Source organism: Prevotella jejuni (genome assembly GCF_900187995.1).
Taxonomy (GTDB): domain Bacteria; phylum Bacteroidota; class Bacteroidia; order Bacteroidales; family Bacteroidaceae; genus Prevotella; species Prevotella jejuni.
Genome location: NZ_FZNZ01000018.1, coordinates 1 through 25,384, shown reverse-complemented (window position 1 = coordinate 25,384; position 25,384 = coordinate 1). Strand labels below are relative to the sequence as shown.

General features: G+C 41.7%; 23 protein-coding genes and 1 other RNA gene. 12 read left to right on the top strand and 12 right to left on the bottom strand.

Features of this window, described 5'->3' with window-relative positions; translation table 11 throughout:
• The first annotated feature begins 16 nt into the window (after nucleotides 1-16).
• The 5 genes from CHB62_RS08140 (at nucleotide 17) to CHB62_RS08120 (ending at nucleotide 3,367) form a co-directional block, all read left to right on the top strand.
• Nucleotides 17-229, top strand: coding sequence for a hypothetical protein (locus CHB62_RS08140; protein ID WP_009011549.1), 213 nt, complete (start codon nucleotides 17-19; stop codon nucleotides 227-229).
• Nucleotides 230-501: 272 nt separating this feature from the next.
• On the top strand, nucleotides 502-1,194 hold the full coding sequence (locus CHB62_RS08135) for a queuosine precursor transporter (protein WP_042856076.1): 693 nt from the start codon (nucleotides 502-504) through the stop codon (nucleotides 1,192-1,194).
• Between the two features lie 366 nt (nucleotides 1,195-1,560).
• A complete protein-coding gene (locus tag CHB62_RS08130; protein WP_089366444.1) occupies nucleotides 1,561-1,773 on the top strand; it encodes a helix-turn-helix domain-containing protein in 213 nt (70 codons plus the stop codon).
• A gap of 86 nt (nucleotides 1,774-1,859) precedes the next feature.
• Nucleotides 1,860-2,315 carry a preQ(1) synthase gene (gene queF / locus CHB62_RS08125; RefSeq protein ID WP_009011552.1) on the top strand — a complete coding sequence of 152 codons (456 nt, stop codon included), beginning with the start codon at nucleotides 1,860-1,862 and terminating at the stop codon, nucleotides 2,313-2,315.
• 113 nt (nucleotides 2,316-2,428) lie between these two features.
• Entirely contained in the window at nucleotides 2,429-3,367 is a 939-nt protein-coding gene (locus CHB62_RS08120) for an endopeptidase (protein WP_089366478.1), read from the top strand.
• 241 nt (nucleotides 3,368-3,608) lie between these two features.
• Here CHB62_RS08120 and CHB62_RS08115 read toward each other — a convergent pair whose 3' ends face one another.
• From CHB62_RS08115 to CHB62_RS08100, 4 genes are all read right to left on the bottom strand, one after another.
• The gene (locus CHB62_RS08115) at nucleotides 3,609-4,556 is read right to left on the bottom strand and encodes a HipA domain-containing protein (protein WP_089366443.1); all 948 of its coding nucleotides are present in this window, start codon (nucleotides 4,554-4,556) and stop codon (nucleotides 3,609-3,611) included.
• Nucleotides 4,553-4,888 (bottom strand): HipA N-terminal domain-containing protein, encoded by a 336-nt coding sequence (locus tag CHB62_RS08110; RefSeq protein WP_089366442.1) that lies wholly within the window; start codon nucleotides 4,886-4,888, stop codon nucleotides 4,553-4,555. Before CHB62_RS08110 ends, CHB62_RS08115 begins: the two co-directional genes overlap by 4 nt.
• Nucleotides 4,885-5,121 carry a helix-turn-helix transcriptional regulator gene (locus CHB62_RS08105; RefSeq protein WP_009011555.1) on the bottom strand — a complete coding sequence of 79 codons (237 nt, stop codon included), beginning with the start codon at nucleotides 5,119-5,121 and terminating at the stop codon, nucleotides 4,885-4,887. The genes CHB62_RS08110 and CHB62_RS08105 overlap by 4 nt, the downstream gene beginning before the upstream one ends.
• A gap of 622 nt (nucleotides 5,122-5,743) precedes the next feature.
• Entirely contained in the window at nucleotides 5,744-7,039 is a 1,296-nt protein-coding gene (locus tag CHB62_RS08100) for a histidine-type phosphatase (protein WP_089366441.1), read from the bottom strand.
• Nucleotides 7,040-7,544: 505 nt separating this feature from the next.
• On the opposite strand from CHB62_RS08100, the gene CHB62_RS08095 reads away from it, so the two are divergent.
• A complete protein-coding gene (locus CHB62_RS08095) occupies nucleotides 7,545-8,837 on the top strand; it encodes a Gfo/Idh/MocA family protein (protein ID WP_089366440.1) in 1,293 nt (430 codons plus the stop codon).
• Nucleotides 8,838-9,343: 506 nt separating this feature from the next.
• Nucleotides 9,344-10,474 (top strand): BPL-N domain-containing protein, encoded by a 1,131-nt coding sequence (locus CHB62_RS08090; RefSeq protein ID WP_089366439.1) that lies wholly within the window; start codon nucleotides 9,344-9,346, stop codon nucleotides 10,472-10,474.
• Nucleotides 10,475-10,825: 351 nt separating this feature from the next.
• On the opposite strand, the gene ssrA is transcribed toward CHB62_RS08090, so the two are convergent.
• Nucleotides 10,826-11,226, bottom strand: a transfer-messenger RNA (tmRNA) gene (ssrA, locus tag CHB62_RS08085).
• Between the two features lie 210 nt (nucleotides 11,227-11,436).
• Here ssrA and mfd point away from each other — a divergent pair.
• Nucleotides 11,437-14,973, top strand: a complete 3,537-nt coding sequence (mfd, locus tag CHB62_RS08080) for a transcription-repair coupling factor (RefSeq protein ID WP_176414854.1) — start codon at nucleotides 11,437-11,439, stop codon at nucleotides 14,971-14,973.
• Between the two features lie 19 nt (nucleotides 14,974-14,992).
• Here the strand turns inward: mfd and CHB62_RS08075 are convergent, their stop codons facing one another.
• Nucleotides 14,993-16,324, bottom strand: coding sequence for a DUF6624 domain-containing protein (locus CHB62_RS08075; protein ID WP_089366437.1), 1,332 nt, complete (start codon nucleotides 16,322-16,324; stop codon nucleotides 14,993-14,995).
• Nucleotides 16,325-16,455: 131 nt separating this feature from the next.
• Between CHB62_RS08075 and CHB62_RS08070 the strand changes: the two genes are divergently transcribed.
• The 3 genes from CHB62_RS08070 to CHB62_RS08060 all read left to right on the top strand — a co-directional run bounded on the left by CHB62_RS08070 (nucleotide 16,456) and on the right by CHB62_RS08060 (nucleotide 18,832).
• Nucleotides 16,456-16,773 carry a nucleotidyltransferase domain-containing protein gene (locus CHB62_RS08070; protein ID WP_167386057.1) on the top strand — a complete coding sequence of 106 codons (318 nt, stop codon included), beginning with the start codon at nucleotides 16,456-16,458 and terminating at the stop codon, nucleotides 16,771-16,773.
• Nucleotides 16,774-16,825: 52 nt separating this feature from the next.
• Nucleotides 16,826-18,187, top strand: coding sequence for a dipeptidase (locus tag CHB62_RS08065; RefSeq protein ID WP_089366435.1), 1,362 nt, complete (start codon nucleotides 16,826-16,828; stop codon nucleotides 18,185-18,187).
• A 288-nt stretch (nucleotides 18,188-18,475) separates the two neighbouring features.
• Entirely contained in the window at nucleotides 18,476-18,832 is a 357-nt protein-coding gene (locus CHB62_RS08060; protein WP_141240413.1) for a hypothetical protein, read from the top strand.
• A 157-nt stretch (nucleotides 18,833-18,989) separates the two neighbouring features.
• Here the strand turns inward: CHB62_RS08060 and CHB62_RS08055 are convergent, their stop codons facing one another.
• The 5 genes from CHB62_RS08055 to CHB62_RS08035 all read right to left on the bottom strand — a co-directional run bounded on the left by CHB62_RS08055 (nucleotide 18,990) and on the right by CHB62_RS08035 (nucleotide 23,996).
• Nucleotides 18,990-19,736, bottom strand: coding sequence for a polyprenol monophosphomannose synthase (locus tag CHB62_RS08055; protein ID WP_089366433.1), 747 nt, complete (start codon nucleotides 19,734-19,736; stop codon nucleotides 18,990-18,992).
• A gap of 65 nt (nucleotides 19,737-19,801) precedes the next feature.
• Complete coding sequence (locus tag CHB62_RS08050; protein ID WP_089366432.1) at nucleotides 19,802-20,614, bottom strand: lysophospholipid acyltransferase family protein; 813 nt, start codon at nucleotides 20,612-20,614, stop codon at nucleotides 19,802-19,804.
• A gap of 17 nt (nucleotides 20,615-20,631) precedes the next feature.
• Nucleotides 20,632-21,804, bottom strand: a complete 1,173-nt coding sequence (locus CHB62_RS08045) for a metallophosphoesterase (protein ID WP_009011566.1) — start codon at nucleotides 21,802-21,804, stop codon at nucleotides 20,632-20,634.
• Complete coding sequence (locus tag CHB62_RS08040; RefSeq protein WP_009011567.1) at nucleotides 21,801-22,640, bottom strand: vitamin B12 dependent-methionine synthase activation domain-containing protein; 840 nt, start codon at nucleotides 22,638-22,640, stop codon at nucleotides 21,801-21,803. Before CHB62_RS08040 ends, CHB62_RS08045 begins: the two co-directional genes overlap by 4 nt.
• A 6-nt stretch (nucleotides 22,641-22,646) precedes the next feature.
• Nucleotides 22,647-23,996 (bottom strand): dihydroorotase, encoded by a 1,350-nt coding sequence (locus CHB62_RS08035; RefSeq protein ID WP_009011568.1) that lies wholly within the window; start codon nucleotides 23,994-23,996, stop codon nucleotides 22,647-22,649.
• Nucleotides 23,997-24,189: 193 nt separating this feature from the next.
• On the opposite strand from CHB62_RS08035, the gene CHB62_RS14880 reads away from it, so the two are divergent.
• Nucleotides 24,190-24,345 carry a hypothetical protein gene (locus CHB62_RS14880; protein WP_157600253.1) on the top strand — a complete coding sequence of 52 codons (156 nt, stop codon included), beginning with the start codon at nucleotides 24,190-24,192 and terminating at the stop codon, nucleotides 24,343-24,345.
• Here the strand turns inward: CHB62_RS14880 and CHB62_RS08030 are convergent.
• Nucleotides 24,332-25,180, bottom strand: coding sequence for a DUF4369 domain-containing protein (locus CHB62_RS08030; RefSeq protein WP_009011569.1), 849 nt, complete (start codon nucleotides 25,178-25,180; stop codon nucleotides 24,332-24,334). The two genes, CHB62_RS14880 and CHB62_RS08030, sit on opposite strands and share 14 nt — an antisense overlap.
• Between the last annotated feature and the right edge of the window lie 204 nt (nucleotides 25,181-25,384).

Here is a 25,384-nt window from a genome sequence, read left to right as displayed (position 1 = left end):
AAAGGAGGATAAAGTCATGAAGAAGATATATTTAACCCCTCAATGTGAGGTGGTGGTTTTGAATGTAAATGGTGATATCCTTGATGGCCATTTCGGTAACCAGAGCGGTGTTCCTGTAGAGTCCTCGAACTCACAACCAGGTGATAGTGGAGCCACTGATGGCGTAGGTGGTTTCGAAGCTAAGGAAAGTGAATGGGGCGAAATTGAGTTCACTCCTTGGGAGGATTAAGCTCCGATGGTGTAAAAAGGGTAATATAGTAATTTGCTACATTTAGACTTATATTGCCTATATTGCCACGATTAGGGCTATAATACATGATAGAGAGTGTGTTAAGATATTGGTCTTACAGATGCTTAGAGCGTCTGTTCTGATAGAACAATAACTTAGCACACTCTCTCTTTTCTTGTATTATTTAGAGTTATTTCAATATTAATGTGTACCTTTGCAGCCACTTAATTGAATAGGGGTACTTGCTCAACCCCCTTTAACAAAACAAGACAATGACAAAAAGTAAACAACAAGTGAGTGTGCTGTTTATGCTTTTCAGCATCCTCTTCTGCGTTTGCCTTATTGCAGCAAACACGCTCGAGACAAAGCAAATCTCTGTATTAGGTATCTCATTGACGGGTGGACTCATCGTTTTCCCCATCTCTTACATCATCAACGACTGTGTTTGTGAGGTATGGGGATTCCAAAAAGCACGTCTGTTGATATGGACGGGCTTTGCAATGAACTTCTTTTTCGTGGCGATGGGAGCATTATGCGACTGGATACCGGGTGCACCTTATTGGACAAATGAAGCTGGCTTCCATGCTATCTTTGGCCTTGCTCCACGTGTGGCAGCAGCCTCTTTCGTAGCTTTCATCGTAGGGTCATTCGCTAATGCCTACGTAATGAGTAAGATGAAACTACGTGATGGAGGTCGTCATTTCTCATGGCGTGCCATCTTGAGTACCATTGCAGGTGAGAGCCTTGACTCTCTCATCTTTTTCCCTTTGGCGTTGGGTGGCGTAGTTCCTACCCCTGAATTGCCAAAACTAATGCTTTGGCAGGTAGTGTTAAAGACGCTTTATGAGGTAATAGCCTTGCCTATCACTATCCGTGTAGTAAAGAAGTTAAAGCAACATGAAGGCGAAGATGTTTATGACAACGGTGTGAATTATAGCATCTGGAAGATTTTCTCTTTGCAATAAACATAAGTGGATAGGCGAAAGAAAGGGGATGTGTCAATGAGAAGACACATCCCCTTTTTTCGTAGTTCATTAGCTTAAAAGTCATTTTGAAGCTTGGAAAATAGTGTTGTTAGTAGTTCAAATACAGATAGTATGTATCATAGTACACTCTTTAACCTACTAAAAAGTGAATTTCTGTTGCGTGTTTGCGGTGAGACTCATTATGAGCGAGTGAAATAATAGTATGTCTTTTCTCATTGTTTACTTACTTTCTTAAAGTTGATAAGACGATTACTTTTAGTTCTACATTACCGACTTTCATATAAGATGTCAATGTGTGAGAGTAGTCCTGTACGTCAGAAACTGCTCTAACAGGCGTTAGTTCTAATGGTCGTAAGCTTGTTGAATTTCAAGTGCAAGGTTCTTTGTAGGCTTTTTAGTCGACCTGCTATCAGCAACTACCTACGCACAACGGATATGAGTGTGAAGGAGATTAGTAACTTATTAGGCTTCCCTAACACAAGCTTCTTTGGGAAGTACGTGCGCAATCGGCTGGGTTGCAGTCCTCTTGAATATCGGAGACAACAAAAGGAGAGGTAGGTCTGCTTCTTTGGTAATATCTTGTGAAGGTGTTTGTAGTTTACTAACAATGTATTACCTTTGCAAGTAAAACAATATAAACGATTATGGAAAGAAACGAAGAGGGCTTGCAGTCGTTAGGTTCTGCAACCCAATACAGAATGGATTATGCGCCAGAGGTGTTGGAGACGTTTATGAACAAGCATCCAGAGAATGACTATTGGGTGCGTTTCAACTGTCCTGAGTTCACGAGTCTGTGCCCTATTACGGGACAACCCGACTTTGCTGAGATACGTATCTCATACGTCCCTGACGAGCGAATGGTTGAGAGTAAGAGTCTTAAACTCTATCTTTTTAGCTTCCGTAATCATGGTGATTTCCATGAAGACTGTGTGAATACTATTATGAAGGACCTCATCAAGTTGATGGATCCTAAGTACATCGAGGTGACAGGAATCTTCACTCCTCGTGGGGGTATCAGCATCTATCCATACGCTAACTATGGTCGTAAGGGTACGAAGTATGAGCAGTTAGCCGAACAACGGTTCATCACGCACGAATAAGGGAGTATATTCCTTGTTCGTAACAAATGCTGATTGTTATGACAACTAAGCGGATTGTATATTCCATCTTCTTACTTCACATTCTACTGTGCTTCAGTTGGTGGATATTGCACATGTGCCTGTCTGATGACTTGCAGCTCAATGTTGTCTTAGACAGCATATTGTATTATGGCATGCTCTGCACCCTTCCTATATGGCTTTATCCTATAGTGAGAGTCATCAAGAAGACCTTTAACTATAATGAGATATTAGGTGTCTTAGCGATAATCCTCATTAGTGGGATTGTGTTTGTGGTTTGGTTTATCGGTCTGCTTTTGTTCACTATTGAAGCTCCAAAAACTGTGTGGTATGAGGATAAGAACCATATTATCACAGATGGTTATGCCTCCGTTGGCTCCTTCTTCGTATGTGATAGGGGAGGAATAGTAAATAAAGTAAGGTCTAAAGGACGCCTCAGAGATTCACCACTAATCCCTGATTCTGCACAATGGAAGTTCTATGATCAGTGGGGAGTACTGATTGCATGGTCGGATAATAAGCTTGATGAAGATCGAGGAATGAAGGCTTATAGCCTTTTTGTTACCGACTCCTTATTATATAAGCGGCATCAGAAGGAAATTCTAAACCTACGTAAGTCTTATCTGATGAAGGAACGAAACTATATTCTTGATTGTCATTTACTCTGTTACGGAAGCTCTCTTCCAAACTATGAGTTCGAATATAACACACGGACACGGATAATGAGTATAGACGACGATGGGATTGATTTTAAGAATAAAATAAGTTTTAAGTTGTCTCCGGAGACGAATGATAGTATTGTTGCTTTCATCCATCAGCATCCAGAGGCATCTATAAATTATGATGGAGACGTTGAACATTATGGACAAGGAGATGTATGTGTATGGCTTGAGGTAAATAGGCGTTCTGTCTTTGACTGTGATAATAGTGACTTTGCACAGATGCCAGTTCCTTTCCAGAATATCATTCGTCTATTTGCAAATAAGCATGTACGGGGGCGCGACCTATTGAAAGTTGTGGACAAAGCAAAGTGATTTACCTAAAATAAAAACTCTCTATAAGACATGATAAATCCCTGATTTAGTTTTGTTTTTATTTGCTGTCATTTTTAACATTTGCGTTAACTCGTTGGTGCACAATACTTTTTTAATGCAAAAGCAATGATAGGAATGACAGCAAATAATGATTTCCTCTTTTCTTATAGTGTGTCCAGATTGTGTCAGTAGCTATTTCAAAAGCTTTGTGAATATTTCTACTTTATGTACAAAGGAGCAGTTATTCCCATGCTAATACATCTAATCGACTATCGATAAGAGCTTTATAGCTCTGTTTCTGATCGTCACTTATGAATGAAGAATCTATACAAGTAAACCACTTATCTCTAAACTTTGAGAAGTCAGACAGTATCCTATTTGTCACTACCTTAGTAATGTCTGTGGAATACATCGCCTCTCTAAAGTCATAAACAAGTAGTTTCTTTTTGAATCCGTTGAGGCTTAATGCCATTTCTTCCGTGTCTTCTGGCATAACAATCTTAGTAGACACTTGGTCGTATGTAGGGCTGAGAACGTAATGATCTGTGCGTGGACTATACAAGGAGAAGTTCTTTAAGTGCATATCAGCATTACCAATAATCCATGAGAAGACGACCTGTTGCCAATAGTTTATCTTATCCAATTGCGGTAAACTTGAATACTGTTCTATGATTTTTGCAATCAACTCATAGCTACCTTGATATTTCTGTTCTGTGAGCTTACCGCTCAATTGACACATGTCTTCCATAGGTAGTTTCTGCCCATCGTCTGTCCTATCTATTCGCCGTGTGATGTAATTCAATTCGCCATCAACAAAGCGAATGAGCGCATGAGGGACGGTCGGTATTTTTGCAATCTCAGCCAAGTGCATAGAGAGGTCTTCTATTTCGGGCAGTCGTTCAAAACGTTCTGTTTGTGGTTTAAGGATATAGCGCCCCATCAAGCCCACTGTTGTTAAGCGTTGAGGCCCACCTGTATTATCCTGTTGAAGGTCTATTGATAACTTTGATTGTACACCTGTCACAGTGGTGCTATTAGCAACGATTACCTGCGCTAAGTCGTTGATGTCCTTACGTGTATATGGTAATACTGGCGCTGTGGGAGAGCCAAATATCTTCTTTGCACATTGTGGGTGATAGTCTATTTCTCCTGCATGCAAGGGTCTATAACAGCACAAACATCGTTTCATCTTTCCGTTTCTTTTTGTTCAATGGGGACAATACTAATATCACCTATACAATCACGACAGCATGAGAGTAGTAATCCCATGCGGTCATGTCGATTGATTTTCCAGTTCCGTTCAGCAATGTTCAGCATCCAGCCTTCGGGTATGAGACCATCAAAGAAGGAAAATAGAACATTGCTGTGATAGTCCTTCTTGCTTAATGGCAAGGTAAGGCTAACAGGTGTGGGATGGTCACTATCTAAGTATGCTTGTGCGTAAGTGAAGCCGTAACCAGTCTCATCTTCCGTTATGATACCCGCCAATTGATTCTTAACAAATACCTGTCCTTGTCTCATTTCGATGAATATAATAATGGTGGTTCTTCCCTTGGAATGGGTACAGGGGCTAATTGTAGGTTGAACAGTAGAAGCACTTGATTCACCTTGTCCATACGTAATGTAGCTTTTCCTTGCTCCATTTCGCGGACAAAGCGTAGACCTACTCCAGCCTTGAAAGCCATATCCTCTTGCGTAAGATGATACTCTTTGCGCAGCTGCTTTAGTGTGGTTGATAATTGATTATTCTCCATTTTGATTATACCTTATCGGGTACAAATATACGAAAAAAATATGAAAAAGAGCATAGAACATCCCTAACGGGTATAATCTTATACTTATTTAACGCAATTATACCCCATTGGGTATAAACTTAATGGTCATGTACTTGTATTTTTCTAAGGTTTTTCTTTAGTCTATCCAACGTATCGAGTGGTTGTTTCAAGTATTTTTTTAGGGTTAACTAAATTTCTAAACACTTTCATGGGTAGCAGTTTCTTCTCTTTTCAGTAGGCTTAGTAAGATTATGAAAAATCGTTACGTTTTATCTAACTGAATACTCTCAAGATAGGGGTATGATATCTTCTATAATCGAGTCTATAACATTCAATAAATCAAGAGGTTATGTTTAGTGTTAAAGAAGAGGCCTTTCTTGCATCAAGAAGGGCCTCTTCAATGTGCAAGAAGGGCATGTTCTTGACTGTAGAAGGGCGTCTTCTTAACCCATGAGGGGCATGTGTTGGATTTAAGAAGGGCGAAAATTATTGACAAACGGTCAGGGCGTTGAAGAGTAAAAAGGAATGGAGTAGGGGAAGAAAACAGCTGGTGACGGGAAGTACCCACCACCAGCTGTTAGGTAGAAGAGCGTGTAGCCCTTTATTCATGATAGCTGTTTAGCTTTGCAAGATAGTATTTCTTAAAGTCACTCCATCGATAGTAATAAGGTGTAGAGGTCTTTGGAAGGGGCAGCGTAGCCTCTTCCTCATTGAGTAAAACCTTCACGAGGACATCGGCATTAGGCTTCTTTGGGTTCTTATAGAACACGAACTGGATGTTAGCAGCCATAGGGACAATGCGAGTAGAGCTCCAACCTTTTAGGTTGAGACTATCTATATCCGATACGCTAATGTCGTTGTTATTAAGATTAAGTAGACAAGTCAATGGCATAACCATCGTGTCATGACCGAAACGAAGGGTTGCACCTGGGTGAGGTAGGGCCAGACATGAGTCGGCATCGGTGATAATCTTACGCAAGAGATTGCGCTGTGAGAACGGTTGCTTACCTCCACTTTGTGGTGCACTGGCATAGCGTAGATACCACCAAGCATTGCTTCGCTCCCATAGACGATATAACTCATCCGACGTAAAGAGATTGTACAATGAGATCGAATGGCGTATCTCTGAGTTCTGAACAATACTTGCCAGACTGAAGAGGTCGAAGGCGAGTTGTCCTGCATCTACCTTCTTGGCCACGTATTCCTTATCGTTAAAGAGGCGAGCCATCAAAGGCTTGGTGTCGATATTGCGTTTGCCCCACTCGTCAATCGTGTTCTTTACAGCACTACTATCCCTTTGATGAGACAGTTTCTTGTCTGATTGATTCATGAAATACATGTCATGTGCACTCGCATCATGCCTAATACGTAAGCGAGGATTATGTCGAATCAGCTCTTGCAGTTCGTTTTCCATGGACAGAATACAGCGGATAACATCCGTAGACTTGGTATCTACCCACACAGAATCACGGAAAACGGATGGGAAACGACGATACATTCTTCTCGCAATCTGCTGATGCTGCTGTGCTCCCAACGGTGTTAGCTCGCCCCATCGCTTGTAGGATTCAGCATACATGAGGTGTAACTTCTTCAATACATCTTTCCCTTCATTGGTCAGAACGCCTGCTGAATCAGCCCGCTCGAGCGTCTCTATTGGTCGGAGATATTGCTGCGCATGGATGAGATAACGTGAGCCATGGCGGCCGTAGTGGGAGAGATAGACCGGAAGATAGCCTGACGGAGCAGGTGTCAGCTTACCAGAAGGAGTCGGATAAGCAAGGTAATTGTTGGCAGAAAGCTCTGGATGAGCACTAACCTGCTTCTTAAACGATTGTGCTGTGACGTGTAGCGATGCGGAGAAGGCCAACGCACAAAGCAAAATAAGCTGTTTTTTCATATCGTTGTGATTTGTTCTAAACTACTTTGCAAAGGTAATCATTTTCTATAAAGATACGTAAGTGAGCGTGAATTAAAGATAGATAGCAGGGGTTATCAGGCATGTGTTCTCATCGGAAACGGACGTTTTGAAGGCTGAATGGTGTGAGGACGATTTATTACAGTCGTGTCTTTCAGTTCAAACGAATGTTGTTTTAATAATAATCTCAGTCTATGCGCTGACATAAATATCTCCAAAAGTCAGTTGACATACAATATTTTCGATAATAATTGACTATCTTTGCAAGTCATGACAATATACTTGAAGGGTCTCTTTCCTCCCATTTAAGCTCCGCTTTATGACTGGTTATGGTTGTTATCGTCAGACTGCAATAGGGGATAGGAGACCTTCGGGGAGTGAGTTAGTGCTGTGTAAGGCCTCTGTTCCACTCGAAAGGGAAGAGAGCATAGGGCTACATCTTCCCATGCTTTAAGTGTGTCGGCACAGAATAAAAACTACAATAACAATGAAAGTGAAGTCTATTGCTTGTCCGTTAGAAACCTTTATCCCAGCTCGGGCAGTTGGTCAGCGTGATGTTCTGTCGTTGACACTCCCCCCGATGCCCCTCTTGCAGGTGGCTTTTGTGGGTGTTGGCGCTCGTGGACGGATGGCAGTTACACGCTGGTGTCATATCCCTGGGGTTCGGATAGCTGCTGTCTGTGATGTTTCAAGAGAGGTGGCTGAGGAGGTGGCACAGCATGTTGAGCAGTTAGGGAAGCCTCGTCCGATGGTCTTTTGGGGTGAGACAGCTTACGTCGATATGTGCCGACAGCAAGCAGTCAACCTCGTTTATGTGTGTACGGATTGGATGTCGCACGTCCCTATAGCCGTTCATGCAATGGAACAGGGGAAGTGTGTCGCTGTGGAAGTACCAGCGGCACTCACCTTAAAAGACATCTGGAAACTGGTAGGTACGGCCGAGCGGACACGACAACACTGTATGATGTTAGAGAATGTAGTGTATGACTACTTTGAGATGGCGGCCTGTCAAATGGTAAGAGAGGGTTTACTCGGTGAGCTTGTACATGTTGAAGGAGGCTATGCACACCCTATCGGCGACCGTTGGATGCCTTGGCGCATGGAGTACACACGTCGGCATGCAGGCGATATCTACCCTACGCACAGTATAGGACCAGCTTGTAGGCTCCTTGATATACACCGTTCTGACAACATGCAGTACCTTACGGCGATGCAATCTAATGCTTTTAAGGGACGAGAGATGTATCAAACAGTGATGGGGACAGACTGCGATGACTTTGCAAATGGCGACCAAACGTCTACGATGATACGAACGGTGAAGGGGAAGACTATCCTTTTACAGCATAATGTGATGACTCCACGTCCTTATAGTAGGATGTTCCAAGCGGTTGGCACACAGGGGTATGCCGCTAAATATCCTGCCCCGGAAGTGCAATTGAGTCCTATGGCTGCGGCCAAGGTGGGGATTGAGATAGAGGAAGATGACACGACCTTGAATACTGTTCAGATAGAGAGACTACTCAGTCATTATGCGCCTTCCTTCTCATCAGAGACTATCGCTTTAGCCAAACAGATTGATTCACGAGGTGGGATGTCCTTCTTTATGGACTTACGGCTCGCTCAGTGTCTGCAAGATGGGCTCCCTTTGGATATGGATGTATATGACTTAGCGGAGTGGTGTAGCATTGCGGAGCTATCTAAACTATCCGTTGAGAATGGCTCAATACCGGTAATGATACCCGACTTCGTGCACCGTGTACATTTATATGATAAGGAATAGCAATAGTGACAATAATGGGTATGATACTATGAGGTGGTTGGTTTGACATTACACTTTGCTTCCATGGAGTTAGGTAGTGTGTTTTTTTATCAGTTATACAAGGTGTCTCCTTTCACGGAAGACGCTATGATTGAGGCTTCTCACCCTAATGACATTGGCAGTGTGGCATAATCACGAGCCTATAAGAAGATGTTGGGTAAGGTGTTTCGTAAATGATAAAGAGCGTAATAGGCGTTGACAAGGAAATCAATCGCTCGTTCTGCTTTGCTTAGTGATAATGTCGTGTAAGGGAGTTTGTTCTTCGCATATTGGAGGAAAGGGTAAGGGAGATGAGTGGAGACTATATAATAAGGTGGAACAAGGCGGTAAGTGATAGTCTAAAAATACTTAAAACACGTATGTAAGCATGTAAGTATCAAAGATAAATACTATCTTTGTCTCGTTCATAGTAGGTTGATGATGAACAAGCAAGACTATAAAAGAATTACAAACTAACATAAACAATTATGCTACGAAAAACGATTTTTATCATTGCCATGTGCTTGGTAGGACTGAGTGTATGGAGTATGGGAGTAGGAAACAAGGTACGTGTGGGTGTGTTCCAAGGTAATGGCGGTGCGCAAACGTGTATTTGGGAGACCATAGCGTCCATACAGTTAGACCCCGACATGACTGTGAGAACAATTACGACGGGCGATATTGTGAACGGAGTTTTGAGTGATTTGGATGCTATCATCATCCCAGGAGGTGAGGGAGCGACGCAGTATATGAATCTTGGAGAGGAGAACATGGAACGAATAAGAAACTTTATTCGTTCAGGAAAAGGTGCTGTGGGTATCTGTGCTGGTGCCTATCTCTTTACAGACACACCAGGATATGCTTGTATGCACATCAATGGTGGAAAGGCAATAGACATCGAACATGATAACCGTGGACATGGTATATCAGCTTTCTCCCTTTCCGCTGAAGGTAGAAAACTATTCCCTGAGCTTGCTAAGCGAGACCGTTCATACGTGATGTATTATGAAGGTCCGGTCCTTGTGAAGAGTGATAGTGTTCCTCTTCCCTACACAGTTATGGCGATGATGGAGACCGATGTGCACGAAGAAGGTAATGCCCCAGCTAACATGACGAACAATCGTCCATTCTTCATCGCCAATGAGTATGGGAAAGGACGTGTCTTTAGTAGTATCTCGCACCCAGAGGCAACACCTGGGATGATGTGGATGATACCACGCATGGTGCGTTGGACATTACGAATGCCAGTCGTAGCCTATTCGAAGCGGGTCGTTAATCCTGATTTATACAATCGTGAGATTCTCATGACGAAAGCTGATTTAAAGAAGGAGCGTGGGTATTATAACACATTCTTATACGGTTCGCCTAAGGAGAAGATAGCGGCACTCGATTGGCTACAGAACTGTCGGTCGTGGGATGCTAAACGCTGGGTACAGGGTCTGCTCTTTGATAATAGTCCTGCAGTAAGAGAACGGGCGGCTCGTTTTATAGCTGAGACTGACTATCTCCCCTTCCTATCTGACTTAGAAGCAGCATGTCGTGTAGAACGTAATGCACAAACGAAACAAAGTATGATGAGGCACCTTGAGCATCTGAAAGCGCTATTGCCGCATAAATAATCTTTGTCTTGTAGGGTCTATTACAGGATAGAAACGTATATGATTTGGGCATTGCTTCGAAGGAGACATTACTTGAAAACAAATTTTCCTGTCATTCCTGTCATTCAAAGCAATGACTTAATACGCTGAACAACAGGAAGATTACGTGAAATGTTAAAAGTGACAGCAAAACGAAATTAAACTTTTTATGATAATAGAAGACATAATCTCTCCTTCTTTCAGTGGGCTTTTTCATTCCATGTCTCGGAAGAGCTGTATATGAGTTCAGCAGGGAGAGCATAAAAAAAGACAGTATCAAATTAAGCTTTGATACTGCCTTTTAATTTTTAGAGAATCCCTTTTAGGATTAAAAAGTGGACCTGGTGGGAGTCGAACCCACGTCCGCACAAGGAAACCATACGCTTTCTACACGTTTATTCCAGCCTTCGATTTTCGTATGTCGGCAAGACCTGGACCACCAACCGACATCTTATCCTCTAAATTTTCATCAGTGCATCGAGGCATACACTGACTATTTCCGATTGAACCTGCATCGCTTACTCTCCGGATTCGGAACAACATCCTCGGAGCGATGTCTCGTCCAACTATCTAATAGTCGGATAAAGCCAGTAACCTACTGTACTTCGGTTAGGCAGCGAGAGCGTAATTGTTTTCGCCAATTAATTTTTCGATAACTGAGATTTAGGAGCCAGTCAACGATGCTCCGCGTGCTTACGTACCATCTCGTCTTGCCGTCAAATCCAAACAAGCCCATAGTACATTTGAGGAATGATATTGGGTGAAAACCATGGCTCTCACCCTCTTATTTCTGTATTCCTTTATCTGTTTCCGCTGAATCAGACTGCAAATATAAGGAGAGTTCACGAAACTACCAAATCTTTAAGTACTTTTCTGCTTAATTTCATAGATAATTGCTGTCTATCTGAAATTTGTTGTAACTTTGCAAGCACAACGCATTGGCGATGAGAATACAGGATATACAGAAACTATACGCTATGCTGCCTCAGGCAGGAGCGATACTGAAGATACAGGAAGATAAGTCAGTTAAGACTGTTTTCCTGCAAGGACTCGTGGCCTCAGCTGCCCCGATGTTCTTTGCATCAATAGCTGAACGATGGAAGACAACGACTGTTTTCGTGTTGAATGACAATGACGAGGCGGGTTATTTCTACAATGACCTCAAGACAATTGCTATGCCTGCTGACGGTGAAAGGAAGGTGGCTGAGGTGCTATTCTTTCCATCATCTTATCGTCGTGCAGTGAAGTATGGACAGCGTGATGCGGGTAATGAAATTCTGCGTACAGAGGTGCTGACACGTCTTTCTGCCCTTGCCTCGGGTGCTGACAACGCTCTACCGCTTTATATTGTGACTGAGCCATCAGCGCTATCAGAACTCGTTGTATCAAAAAAGCAGTTGGATGAACGTCATTTGACATTGACAGTTGACCAGCATATTGATATTGTGGAGGTAGAGAAAACCTTACGTTCTTTTGGCTTTACAGAGACAGATTACGTCTACGAACCAGGTCAGTTTGCTGTGCGTGGTAGTATTATAGACGTCTATTCCTTCTCTAATGAACTGCCATTCCGCATTGACTTCTTCGGTGATGACATTGAAACTATTCGTAGCTTTGAGGTAGAAACGCAGTTGTCTACAGAGAGGTTGACACGTGTTGAGATTGTTCCAGAGCTGACAACGATGTCAGAAGAGAAGGTGCCTTTTCTTCAGTTCTTACCAGAAGATGCCGTGTTGGCATTTAAGGATTTTCTCTATGTGCGTGATGCGATTGATAATATCTATCAAGAAGGCTTTACTAATCAGGCATTGACAGAGAAGTTAGAGGGTAAGACGGAGTTAGAACAGCGTGAACTGGAGCAGGCTTACCGCAAGGAAGGACAGCTTGTACCAGCCTCAAGATGGATGAATGATGCACTTGATTTCCGTCGTATAGAGTTTGGTATGAATCATTCTACCTCTGATCAAGCAAAGAAGAAGGATGGCTCACGGGCAACAATAAACTTCAGTACGTCACCACAACCACTCTTCCACAAGAACTTTGATTTACTGTCTAAGACGCTTCGTGACTATCTTATAAAAGGTTATAAACTCTATATCTTTGCAGATAGTGAGAAGCAGACTGTACGTTTGAGGGATATTTTCGATTCATTGTCAGATACAAATGTCTCACCAGAATCAGAAAATCTATCCGTAGCTGAACTGTCTGGAGAGGGTAAGGATGCGACGGTAGAAGCCTTACCTTTCACGCCAGTCAACCGAACGTTGCATGAAGGTTTTGTTGATAGTACGTTGAAAGTATGTTTCTTTACCGATCATCAGATTTTCGACCGTTTCCATAAGTACAATCTCAAGTCAGACAAGGCACGTCAAGGTAAGATGGCTTTGACGATGAAAGAGCTGCAAGAGATGGAACCTGGTGATTTCTTAGTGCATGTTGACTTTGGAATAGGTAAGTTTGCCGGTCTGGTTCGTGTACCTGCTGGTGACTCTTATCAGGAGATGATACGTCTTGTCTACCAACATAACGACATTGTGGATGTGTCTATTCACTCGCTTTATAAGATTAGTAAGTATCGTCGTGGCGATAGTGGCGAACCACCACGACTGTCTGTTCTTGGTTCAGGTGCTTGGGACCGACTGAAAGAAAAGGCGAAGAAGCGTATCAAGGATATTGCTCGTGACCTCATTAAACTCTATGCTAAGCGATGTCGTGAGAAGGGATTTGCCTTTTCTCCAGACTCATTTATGCAGCACGAATTGGAGGCTTCATTCCTTTATGAAGATACACCCGACCAGTTGAAGGCTACGCAAGAACTCAAACAAGACATGGAAAGCGCACGACCAATGGACCGTCTGGTTTGTGGTGACGTGGGTTTCGGTAAGACAGAGGTGGCTATCCGTGCTGCTTTTAAGGCTGCTGTGGATAATAAACAGGTGGCTGTATTGGTGCCTACAACCGTGTTAGCCTTTCAGCATTACCAAACCTTTAAGAAGCGATTGAAGGATATGCCTGTGCGTGTTGACTACCTCTCACGTGCTCGCAGTGCTAAACAAACAAAACAGGTATTGGAAGATTTGGCAGAGGGAAAAATTAATATTCTTGTCGGTACGCATAAGTTGATAGGTAAATCGGTGAAGTGGCATGACCTCGGACTCCTTATCATTGACGAAGAACAGAAGTTTGGTGTGTCAACAAAGGAGAAACTCAGACAGCTGAAAACGAATGTTGACACCCTTACGATGTCGGCAACGCCTATCCCACGTACGCTACAGTTCTCACTGATGGGTGCACGCGACATGAGTATTATGCGTACACCGCCACCTAACCGTTACCCTATTCAGACCGAGATAGCTTCTTTCTCGCATGAAGTAATAGCAGATGCTATTAACTTTGAGATGAGCCGTAACGGACAGGTTTATTTCGTTAATGACCGTATTAGCAATCTTCCAGAGATAGCAAAGCTGATTAAGAAGTATGTTCCCGACTGTCGTATTGCTATCGGACACGGGCAGATGAAGCCTGAGGAATTGGAGGAGATAGTTATGGGTTTTATGAACTATGACTATGATGTACTGCTTTCAACGACGATAGTTGAGAATGGTATTGATATTTCCAACGCCAATACAATCATCATCAACGATGCTCATCGTTTCGGACTCTCAGACCTACATCAGATGCGTGGTCGTGTGGGACGTTCTAATAAAAAGGCTTTCTGTTATCTTCTCGCTCCTCCTTTGGCTGCATTGAACCCAGAGGCACGTCGTCGTCTGGAGGCTTTGGAGACTTTCTCCGACCTCGGTAGTGGATTTAATCTTGCGATGCAGGACCTTGATATCCGTGGTGCTGGTAACCTCTTAGGTTCTGAGCAGAGTGGATTTATGGAGGACTTGGGATATGAAACCTATCAGAAAATCCTCAATCAGGCGGTGATGGAGCTGAAAAATGATGAGTTCCAAGACCTTTATGAGGAGGAGATGGAAGAAGGAAAGCAGATTACTGGCGATGACTTCATTGATGATTGTGCCGTAGAAAGCGACCTTGAAATGTACTTCCCTGATAACTATGTGCCGGGTAGTTCAGAGCGTATGCTGCTCTATCGTGAGCTTGATAATATTGAAAAAGACGAAGACCTCGATGCCTATCGTAAGCGTCTACAAGACCGTTTCGGTCCTGTTCCACGTCAAGGTGAGGAACTGATGCAGGTCGTTGCACTCCGTCGTGTAGGTAAGCGATTAGGCTGTGAGAAGATTATCCTCAAGCAGGGACGCATGCAGATGCAGTTTGTTTCTAACCCTAATAGTGTCTACTATCAGAGTGCTGCCTTTGATAAGGTTCTCAACTATATCGGTCATCATCCTCGCCGTTGCAATTTGAAAGAGCGAAATGGCAAGCGTTCTATGGTGGTTAGTGACGTTAAAACGGTGGGAGAAGGTGTGAAAGTTTTAAGAGCAATAGAACAAGGGAACAAAATGTCTTGATGAAATGGATACCCTAAGTTCACTTTGAATATTCATCCAATGGTGGAAGACCAACCTCCTTCCGCCATTGATTGACCATTTTCTTATTAAGTAAAGGACAGATTCCATTACGATTTCTCTGTGTTCCGTATTTCTGAGGTCGCCCCTCTCTTACATCAATCCTGTCATGTAGAGCAGCAACTAAAGCAGCTTGAATGTTCCCTTCTGTCGCAGCTCTCTCCAACATAGGTAGATATTCTTTCTGTACGTCCAAGGGGGCATGCTGAATGATTATCCATGCTGCCTCACAAGCAGAAGTGCCTACTTCTGTCTTTTTAGGGAAGCCGTGTTCTTTCAATATTTTCCTTATCTCGGCTTGGTTGATAGAGTCAATACTATCAGCACGAAGCCTTAACGCTATATCACGTTGTGTCTCCTCATGGTGCAACTGTCGGCTCAATATCCATTGTGTCCTATAAGCTTGGTCACGTTCAAGCATCTCTTCTAAATGGTTCTTCAGTGATAAATCATAGTTATAGATATCTGCTCGCTTATCAAACTCATCTTCATAAGAAGGCACAGTAGCAGAGTCTGGCATCTGATAGTAATCCTTTTCCATTCTTATACGGTGCTTATCAAACTTATAAGCAGCCTCATCTTTATCAACCATACGCAATTTATAAGCAACACTTGATAACTTGGAAGGAAAGATATAACGATCATCTGCGAATGCTTCAGTATATACACGGATGGCATCATCATAACGCCCTTGCTCATAAAGAGAGTCGGCATGGAAGATAAGACGCCAATAATCATCCTGTGAGGAAGGTGTCTTGATATCTGGAGACATTAATTTAGGAGTGCTGTTAGAAAGGTTGAATCGTTTTAGAGTTGAGTTCTTCATATCTTCTAAAATAGAGCCAACTAGCTCTAAATGTTCCAGTCGGGTGACATCCCAATTATAATGTCCACAAGAGGCATAGGACTTATTCCTACTCTGAAGAATATAAATTATACCTTTCGTTTTTTTATCTATCAACACCCTATCTACACATATTATCCGATGTTTCCTCTTTTTTATGAAGAGGTTACGCCATACAATATTGGGCTGCTGTGCTTGTTTCGGTTCATTAAAGAAAGTACGATAAACAAATAATGCACCGTCATCCCTTATTTCATAGTCAGGCTCTGCTGTAATAATACCATTGTTGGCGAAGCTCCAGCTGTTACTATTGGTGGGTTTAAGAGAGTCTAATTGAAAAGGGATATCTTGCCTTATTCCATTCAGCATACGTTGTTCTTCTGTAAGTTTAGCAGAACCACATGCAAATAGTAAAGATGACAGGACGATTATCAGGATAACTTTGTTCATAAAAGAGTGTATTAGTTTTTACAAATATATCAATTAATTCTATCTCATGCAAGTAAACTAGTATAAAACCAAAGGAAATACTTGCAAAAGTCATAAATCATGCTTAAATTTGCGAACAAATGACTACGAGAATGAAACATACAGATGTTTTTAGCTCTATTCGCAACGTTGCAATGAAGTTAAAACCAGAGAATGGAAAGATAATACTCTTCGGTTCTCAGGCACGTGGTGACGCTCATGAAAATTCCGATTGGGATATTCTTGTCCTATTAGACAAGGATAAGATAGAGGTGATAGACCATGATAAGTTCACTTATCCATTCTGGGAACTTGGCTGGGAAATCAATGCAATGATTCATCCTATTATATATACCTCAAAAGAATGGAGCACTCTCTCTCACACTTCTTTCCGAGATAATGTAGAACTATATGGGATTGTTTTATGCTAAAAACGGAGAGAGAAGAAAGAAAAGATATAACACCATAAAATATCAAATAATTATGATTAAGAAATATGTAGAAGAGAACAAAGACAGAATGCTCGAGGAGTTGTTCAGTCTGATACGCATACCAAGCGTAAGTGCACAACCAGCTCATAAGGAGGACATGGTACGCTGTGCTGAACGTTGGAAGGAACTACTGCTTGAGGCAGGTGTTGACAAAGCTGAGGTGATGCCATCAAAGGGTAATCCTATGGTTTATGCTGAGAGAATGGTTGACCCTAATGCAAAGACTGTCTTGGTTTATGGTCACTATGACGTGATGCCAGCAGAGCCATTTGAACTTTGGAAGACCGAACCATTTGAGCCAGTTATCAAGGATGGTCATATCTGGGCTCGTGGTGCTGATGATGATAAGGGTCAGTCATTCATGCAGGCAAAGGCATTCGAGTATCTTAACAAGAATGACTTGTTGAAGCATAATATGAAGTTCATCTTTGAAGGTGAGGAAGAGATTGGTTCTGGTAGTCTTGGTCCATTTATTGAGGAACATAAGGAACTCTTGGCTTGCGATGTTATTCTTGTTTCAGATACTGGTCTTATTGGTCCTGATACTCCTTCTATCACAACCGGTTTGCGTGGTTTGTCTTACTGGCAGATTGAGGTGACTGGTCCTAATCGTGACCTTCATTCAGGAACCTTCGGTGGTGCTGTGGCTAACCCAATCAATGTTCTTTGTAAGTTGATAGCTGATGTGACTGGTCCTGATGGTAAGATTCGTATCCCTGGCTTCTATGATGATGTTGAGGAGGCTTCTGATGAGGAGCGTAAACTCGTTGCATCTATTCCTTTCGATGAGGAGGAATATAAGAAGTCTCTTGGTGTTAAGGCACTCTTCGGAGAAGAAGGTTATAGTACAATAGAACGCACTGGTTACCGTCCAACATTTGATGTATGCGGAATCTGGGGTGGTTATACTGGTGATGGTGCTAAGACCGTTATCCCATCAAAGGCATACGCAAAACTTTCTTCACGTCTTGTTCCACATCAGGATCATACAAAGATTAGCCAGTTGGTAGTAGACTATTTCAACAGTGTTGCTCCTGATTACGTTACAGTGAACGTAGAGAAGCATCACGGTGGTCATGGTTATGTTTGTCCTATTGACTTCCCAGCTTATAAAGCTGCTGAGCGTGGCTTCGAAGCAGTATTCGGTAAGCGTCCATTGCCAGTACGTATCGGTGGTAGTATTCCAATCATCTCTACTTTCGAGAAGTTACTTGGTGTGAAGACTGTTCTCATGGGCTTCGGTTTGGAGTCAAATGCTATTCACTCTCCAAACGAGAATATGCCAGTAGATCTTTGGTTGAAGGGTATTGAGACAATCATTAACTTCCACCTCGAGTACGATAAGGAGGCGTAAAATTGACATTATGACACGATAAGCTGTGTCAAGATATAGTAGCAAAGGAATGTTGTTCTCTGTAGTAACAGATTCTTTTATCTAAAGGCTTTTATTGCAAGGAATGATGTTCCTTTTAGTTTTTATTAAAACATGGCGTGCATACATGTTGGTTGTGTTGGTAGGAATGGACTGGATAAAACAGAGTAGACTGTGTCAAAATAAAGTAGAGAAAGGCAGTCCTCTATAGTAACAGTCTCATTTAAGTGAGTTAGGTAATGATAAAATAATTTTTAAATTCATATTATTATGATTAAACATCTATACATTATAGCATCTTTAATGTTATTTCTCTTTGTGGGATGTACAAAGGAAGAAGACGTAGACGGCGACTACAAGTATGAAAAAACAGATACGATAAGCGTATTATCGCATAAGGAAGACTACTTCTATCCAGGTACATCTATTAAATCGAAAAATAAAGGCTATGTTATAGTAGACAAAGATATGAGAACATCTGTTGTATCTCATATTGATGGATTTGATAGTATCTATGAAGAGGGACACGAATACCTTATCATAGTAAAAATATACATTCCACGTTATGAAATGCCAGATTTGTATGAACATAGATACAAGTTTGTTAGTTTAATTAGTAAAAAGTAAATTAAACCTGAATCTCCTGTATTTATTTTCTAATGTTTTATACAATTGATTTGTACTACCATAGTTTCTAAGTTGTATAAAAACAAAGTCACTTGTGTAAATAGTAACAGCCATGACCTTAGTGGGTTATGGCTGTTACTGTTATTTGGCATAAATCTTAGTTCTTTATCTTAGGATACTTTCTGAACCAACCGTCCATACGGAGTCGGATGACACCAAAGAAGGCTTCGGAGAAGATGCCACCGCTCATCTTACTTGTTCCCTCACGTCGATTAACGAAGATAACAGGTACTTCTTTAATATTGAAACCAATCTTGAAAGCGGTGTACTTCATCTCAATCTGGAAGGCATAACCCTTAAAACGAATCATATCCAATGGGATTGTCTCAAGAACGCGACGACGATAACATACGAAGCCCGCAGTCGTATCATGAACATGGAAACCTGTTACAATACGAACATACTTGCTGGCAAAGTAACTCATCAATACACGTCCTATAGGCCAATTTACAACGTTTACTCCACTGACATAACGTGAACCAACTGCAACATCGTAACCTTCGTCATGAGTTGCAGCATAGAGGCGAGGAAGGTCGTTAGGGTCGTGGCTAAAGTCAGCATCCATCTCAATAATGTATTCGTAGCCATGTTCTAAAGCCCACTTGAAGCCAGTGATATAAGCTGTACCTAATCCTAATTTTCCTGAACGTTCAATGATAAAGAGACGATCAGAGAACTCTGTCTTAATCAGGTTATGTACGATTTGTGCCGTTCCATCAGGACTTCCGTCATCAATAACCAAGATATTAAACTTTTTCTCCAATTGGAATACCGCTCGGATAATCTTCTCTATATTCTCCTTTTCGTTGTATGTCGGTATAATTACAATGCTATCGCTTGTCATAGATTTTTGTTTTTATAGGACAAATGTAGTATAAAAATATGATACTAACAAGTTTTTGTCTGTTTTTATTGGTCTGGGTTCTCTACGAAACCTTGGTATTCAGGAGTAAGAGCAGACATAACAGAATTGTAAGCTTCATTCATAGTCTCCTTTTCATATTCGCTACCTTTCCCTTTAGGTGTGATGGGTTCATGAATGGTGAGACTCAGTCGATGCCAAACAGGGAAATGCCAATCATTCGTACGGGGCATAACATCGAAGGAACCATTGATGGTGATAGGACAAACAGGTAATTGGAGTTCGTCTGCTAACATGAAGGCACCACGGCGGAACTTACCCATGTGTCCCGTAAAACTACGTGCCCCTTCTGGGAATACAACCACTGACATTCCTTCATGAAGTGTTTCACGTGCCGTATCGTAAGTCTTTTTAATTTTACTTGCACCACTCTTATCCACAAAAATATGATGTGCTTTCTCACACGCCAGGCCTACCAATGGTATCTTACGAAGAGACTTCTTCATCATCCATTTGAAATTACGACCAAGAAAACCATAGATTAGAAAGATATCGAACGCACCTTGGTGATTGCTGACGAATACATAGCTCTGTTTAGGATTGAGGTGTTCACGTCCTTCAACCTTTACGGGGAGGAAGAGAATTCGAATAGTAAACCATGACCACCATTTCCCTGGGTAGTATCCCCAGAAATGTCCATTACCGAGTTGACAACCAATGGTTGTGGTTAATGCAGTAAAGATGGACGCAATGAAAAAGAGTGGAAAAGCAATGAATAGCATGTAAACCCTATATAGAAAGGTTATAACCAACATCACTATTGACGTTTGCTTTTTTTGTTGCGATACAGTATTGCTCATATATGTTTCCGTTTATTCTATTTCTTTATATGTAATGTTATAACAGTAATCTCATTAGGCATATTGATTCGGAAGGGGACAAGGCCACCTAATCCAGCCGTAACATTGAGAAAACGACCATCTTGTTCGTAGACTCCATAATCTTCATGCTGGCGTACACTCGTTGGTCGCCATCCAAAAAGTTGCATTTGTCCTCCGTGTGTATGTCCACTAAGTGTCAGTTGTGCTGTTGTCTTTGGAAGGATAGAACGCTTCCAAGCAGATGGATCATGCTGTAGCATAATTATAAACGAATTTGGCGCTATGCCTTGTGTTGCTTTCTTATAATCTGAATGGTTTGGGAAGGGAGGCTTACCGTCATTTTCTGTACCACAGATATAAATAGACTCTTTCTTAGGTGATGTGATACAAATGTTCTGATTGCGTAAGAGTGTCCAGCCTAAGACCTTCCTTTCTGCATTGACTAATCGTTCTTCTTGCGCTGCCTTCTCTCTTTTATCACCTTTTATATACTCCGTATAATCATGGTTCCCTAAGACGGAGACAGTCCCCTTCATGGGTTGACGAATAAAGGACGACATCCTTTCAACCTCTTCTGGGCGTATATTCTGTAAATCGCCAGTGAAACAAATGAGGTCAGGCTTTTGCTTTTCAATACTATCCATCTCTGCTTTTAGTATCTTACTGCGCCAACCATCGAAAGTTCCAAGGTGCAAGTCAGATACATGTACGACTCTATAGCCCTCAAACGACTTTGGTAAGTCTTTGAAATAAAGGTCTACATGCCTGATGCGTATATCTGATATTCCGTATGTGAGTCCATAAACAAATACTCCAAAGGCAAAGCAACCTAAAAGTACTCCTATATAATGTCCCCAATTTCGATTTGTACGAATAATATATTTACGAACTATCGAACCTAAGAATGATGTGAGTGCAAAGATAGCCTTAGGTCCGACAAACATACCGAGCAGGAACAGATAAGTGTTCAACCAAGTGAGGTTGTCTGGCGCAAAGTTTTGAATGGATGCCATTGCACAAGTATAGATTACCATCCCGATGCAGGGTAACCACCACAATAGACGTAGCCACCAAGATACGTGGTAACGCTTACGGAAATAGTGAATGTCAATATACAAGTCTGACAGCACTATTATCAATATAAGATATATAACGATTCGAGCTATCATTTCTTCAATAAAGAGGAGACAAGAAACTTTCTTAACAGCTCAACAGGCTGATTACGACGACGAGCATAGTCTTCTAATTGGTCTTCATCAATCTTCCCTACTTCAAAAGATCTACTTTGTGGGTGAGCAAACATAAAGCCAGATACACTGGCATGAGGTATCATCATACCACTTTCTGTTAGGCTAATCCCAATTCCTTTCATATCTAATAATTCATATAAAAGGAAATTAACACTGGTGTCAGGTATAGATGGGTAGCCTACAGCTGGTCTTATTCCTTGATATCTCTCAGCAAGGAGATCTTTTATTGTAAGCTGCTCATCTGCTGCATAACCCCAATATTTCTTGCGGACATCCTCATGAAACTTCTCTGTTGTAGCTTCAGCTAATCGGTCAGCAATGGTCTGGGATAGCATACGTTGATAGGGGTCATCCTCATTACTCTCTGTAAAAGCCGTATCAACAGAAGCTGCAAAGAGTCCTACTGTATCTTTAATGCCCGATGCAGCAGGGCGTAGGAAATCTGAAAGACAGAGGTTGGGTTTTCCTGCAACTGCCTTCTGCTGACGCAACATGGGGATACGTGTTCCATTGACGATGATATCATCACCATCGCTATTAGCATCACACAAAGCAAAGACGGCATGGGTGTGATACTTTTCTTCCATATCGTTTAGCAGGGTCTCAGCTTCCTTACGTAGTTCTTGTTGAGCCTCTTTAGCCTTACCATTCATCGACCAAGCATAGAAGAAGAAAGCCCAATTAATATATGGAACAATGTCACTGATGTTATAAGTTACAATCCTACTTTTATTATCAATTATTGCATCGTTCATTTTACTTTAATCCTTATTTCGGAAAGTAATCTTCTCACCACGAAGCGTGTCATCAAACTTTCCGTTATTTAATAGGTGTTGTCCATTGCAGAAGGTGTGTAATACTCTCCATTGATAAGTGTGTCCCATCATCGGACTCCACTTACATTTACTCTGAATACAATCCTCGTCCACAGTCCAAGGCTGGTTGGGTGAAACGATGGTGATGTCGGCCTTATATCCTTTACGTAAGAAACCACGTTGGTCAACATGGAAGAGCCGAGCTGGTGCGTGTGACATCAAGTCAACCATCCGTTCTATTGTCATAACACCTTTGTCAACCAATTCGAGCATTGTGACGAGTGAGAATTGTATCATTGGCATACCTGATGCAGCCTTAGTACAACCACCTTGTTTCTGTGTCAATAGGTGTGGCGCATGGTCGGTACCAATAACTGTAATCCGCCCGTCTGTGAGTGCCTGACGAATAGCATCTCTATCAGATACCGTCTTGACTGAAGGATTACATTTAATAAGTGCTTTCTTTGTAAGATAATCTTCATTCGAGAAAGCTATATGAGCAATAACAGCTTCCAAGGTTATCCTTCCCTCGTCTTCTGTTTGATTGGCTAATGAAAGCTCCTTTTCAGTAGTGATATGAGCAATATGGAGTTGGGTCTTATATTTTCGAGCTAATTCTACGGCTAATTGAGAGGATGCCCAGCAAGCCTCAGCGCTTCTTATCTCCCAATGATGTGTAATATCTGGATCATCACCAAAGTGTTCCTTGGCAACTCTTATGTTCTCATTGATAATACCAGAATCCTCACAATGTGTCATCACTGGTAGATTCAATGCTGCTGCAGTACGGAATGTTTCTTCTAACGCTTCACGTCTATCAACAAGCATGTTTCCTGTTGAGGCTCCCATAAAGAGCTTTATTCCAGGGATAGTATGTATATCTAATTGAGGAAATAGCTTACTATTAGCATTCGTCGCACCAATAAAGAAGCTATAGTTCACATGACTTGTCCGGCTTGCACGATCCCATTTATCTTGTAAAGCTTCCAGCGTTGTTGTTTGTGGATTGGTGTTTGGCATCTCAAAGTATGATGTGACACCACCATACGCAGCTGCACGACTCTCACTTTCAATATCTGCCTTCTCTGTTAGGCCGGGTTCACGAAAGTGGACATGGTCGTCAATAACGCCTGGTAGAACAAAGCACCCCGTGGCATTGACTATCTCGTCAAACATACCACGGGGTACCTCGTTACCTTCTATAATCTCTATGACACAATCGTCCTCTATGACGAGCGAACCTATAAAGCTTCGCCCTTCATTGACGATAGTTCCACCTTGAATGAGTTTCCTCATATATTATATTCTTTTTTGTTTGAGATTGTTTGTTAATTCATCCGAAAGTTGAAAGCATAAAACCTACTAAAGTAAGATAGAAAACATTACCTATTTTACTAGTAATAGTTTTATTATCATTTGCTGTCATTTTAACATTCCGTGTCAATATCCTATAATCCAGCCAGTTAAATACCCATGTGGGCTGACAGATATGACAGCAACTTTCGTTTTGGATAAATCCGTTGTTGCTCGTAGACTCTTTATCCTACCTTCGGAAACACTCCTATGGAATCTTATCCTACTCTTGTTAAGTCAGAGTCGTTACAGAAAAGATGGTGGGGTGTGGTTGGCCCTTACTTTGAAATAGAGTCGCCTGCCATTTGTGCTGGTGTTGGAGGAGCAACTGCAGCATTAGGTGTTGTACCTGCTGCATCTGGTAGTCCTGCAGGATCAGCCATTCCGTTCATTTCCTTTTGAGCTTGTAAGAAATTAGCATAGAATGCTTTTATCTGCGGATTCTGCTTAAATGTGTCTGTAGCCTTAGACATGATATATTCAATCCATGAAGGTAATTGATTAATAGCATTGCTATACATATAATCATTCATCCATTGTGGATATGCGTCAGGTGTTGTCTCATAGCTGATGCGCGTAAGGAAACACCATGGTCCAAGGATATTATTAAAATTCTCTGTAATAAACTTTGTGAAAAGTTTGTCACCTTTGTCATATACGCCCAAAGCCTTCTTTGTAAGACGAACATTCACCGTCTCCTCATCTTGTCCATTCATAATGGCTGCACTTTCTTCATGGTCAATCTCGGCGTATTGGTTGCGTAGCTGTATAAACTTCGTCCAGAAATCATTAAGTTTATCATTCAGGGGCGTACCACTGACACGTTGCTGTGTATTATCCAGTTTAACCGTAATATCGCCTTTCTCTATTACAACAGGGAACTGAAGGTTGATGTCATCCATGAATATTTGCCCTATCTTGGTAGAGTCAACCGTTCCATGGAAAGCAAACTGACCATGAACCACGTCACATGAGTCCAAGTCAATGAGTGAATCGGCCTGATCAGTTTTCAGATACAACTTACGTCCATCCAGACTTGAAACGTTAGATGTACCTTGGATGTTGAATGAGTTGGCACATGACGTAAACGCTATCAGCGTTAGTAATGCATAGAGAATCTTATTCATAGATGATTAAACTGGTTCTGTTTCTTCTCAGACAAAATTACATTCTATAATCGAAGCCGAGAAACTTTTTTATTCAAATTAAAACAATCTGTGAGCTTTTAGCTTTTTTGGGTCAGTCCTAAAACCCAGTTGCAAGCCTACTCTCTTAAGCACACAATTTCATAAGCCTATATAAAAAGAAAGGAATATCTGTCACCCCTCTGA

Coding starts and splice junctions, on each gene's coding strand:
- CHB62_RS08140 (WP_009011549.1), top strand. CDS start 17: ATGAAGAAGATATATTTAACCCCTCAATGTGAGGTGGTGGTTTTGAAT.
- CHB62_RS08135 (WP_042856076.1), top strand. CDS start 502: ATGACAAAAAGTAAACAACAAGTGAGTGTGCTGTTTATGCTTTTCAGC.
- CHB62_RS08130 (WP_089366444.1), top strand. CDS start 1,561: ATGGTCGTAAGCTTGTTGAATTTCAAGTGCAAGGTTCTTTGTAGGCTT.
- queF (WP_009011552.1), top strand. CDS start 1,860: ATGGAAAGAAACGAAGAGGGCTTGCAGTCGTTAGGTTCTGCAACCCAA.
- CHB62_RS08120 (WP_089366478.1), top strand. CDS start 2,429: ATGTGCCTGTCTGATGACTTGCAGCTCAATGTTGTCTTAGACAGCATA.
- CHB62_RS08115 (WP_089366443.1), bottom strand. CDS start 4,556: ATGAAACGATGTTTGTGCTGTTATAGACCCTTGCATGCAGGAGAAATA.
- CHB62_RS08110 (WP_089366442.1), bottom strand. CDS start 4,888: ATGAGACAAGGACAGGTATTTGTTAAGAATCAATTGGCGGGTATCATA.
- CHB62_RS08105 (WP_009011555.1), bottom strand. CDS start 5,121: ATGGAGAATAATCAATTATCAACCACACTAAAGCAGCTGCGCAAAGAG.
- CHB62_RS08100 (WP_089366441.1), bottom strand. CDS start 7,039: ATGAAAAAACAGCTTATTTTGCTTTGTGCGTTGGCCTTCTCCGCATCG.
- CHB62_RS08095 (WP_089366440.1), top strand. CDS start 7,545: ATGAAAGTGAAGTCTATTGCTTGTCCGTTAGAAACCTTTATCCCAGCT.
- CHB62_RS08090 (WP_089366439.1), top strand. CDS start 9,344: ATGCTACGAAAAACGATTTTTATCATTGCCATGTGCTTGGTAGGACTG.
- mfd (WP_176414854.1), top strand. CDS start 11,437: ATGAGAATACAGGATATACAGAAACTATACGCTATGCTGCCTCAGGCA.
- CHB62_RS08075 (WP_089366437.1), bottom strand. CDS start 16,324: ATGAACAAAGTTATCCTGATAATCGTCCTGTCATCTTTACTATTTGCA.
- CHB62_RS08070 (WP_167386057.1), top strand. CDS start 16,456: ATGAAACATACAGATGTTTTTAGCTCTATTCGCAACGTTGCAATGAAG.
- CHB62_RS08065 (WP_089366435.1), top strand. CDS start 16,826: ATGATTAAGAAATATGTAGAAGAGAACAAAGACAGAATGCTCGAGGAG.
- CHB62_RS08060 (WP_141240413.1), top strand. CDS start 18,476: ATGATTAAACATCTATACATTATAGCATCTTTAATGTTATTTCTCTTT.
- CHB62_RS08055 (WP_089366433.1), bottom strand. CDS start 19,736: ATGACAAGCGATAGCATTGTAATTATACCGACATACAACGAAAAGGAG.
- CHB62_RS08050 (WP_089366432.1), bottom strand. CDS start 20,614: ATGAGCAATACTGTATCGCAACAAAAAAAGCAAACGTCAATAGTGATG.
- CHB62_RS08045 (WP_009011566.1), bottom strand. CDS start 21,804: ATGATAGCTCGAATCGTTATATATCTTATATTGATAATAGTGCTGTCA.
- CHB62_RS08040 (WP_009011567.1), bottom strand. CDS start 22,640: ATGAACGATGCAATAATTGATAATAAAAGTAGGATTGTAACTTATAAC.
- CHB62_RS08035 (WP_009011568.1), bottom strand. CDS start 23,996: ATGAGGAAACTCATTCAAGGTGGAACTATCGTCAATGAAGGGCGAAGC.
- CHB62_RS14880 (WP_157600253.1), top strand. CDS start 24,190: ATGACAGCAACTTTCGTTTTGGATAAATCCGTTGTTGCTCGTAGACTC.
- CHB62_RS08030 (WP_009011569.1), bottom strand. CDS start 25,180: ATGAATAAGATTCTCTATGCATTACTAACGCTGATAGCGTTTACGTCA.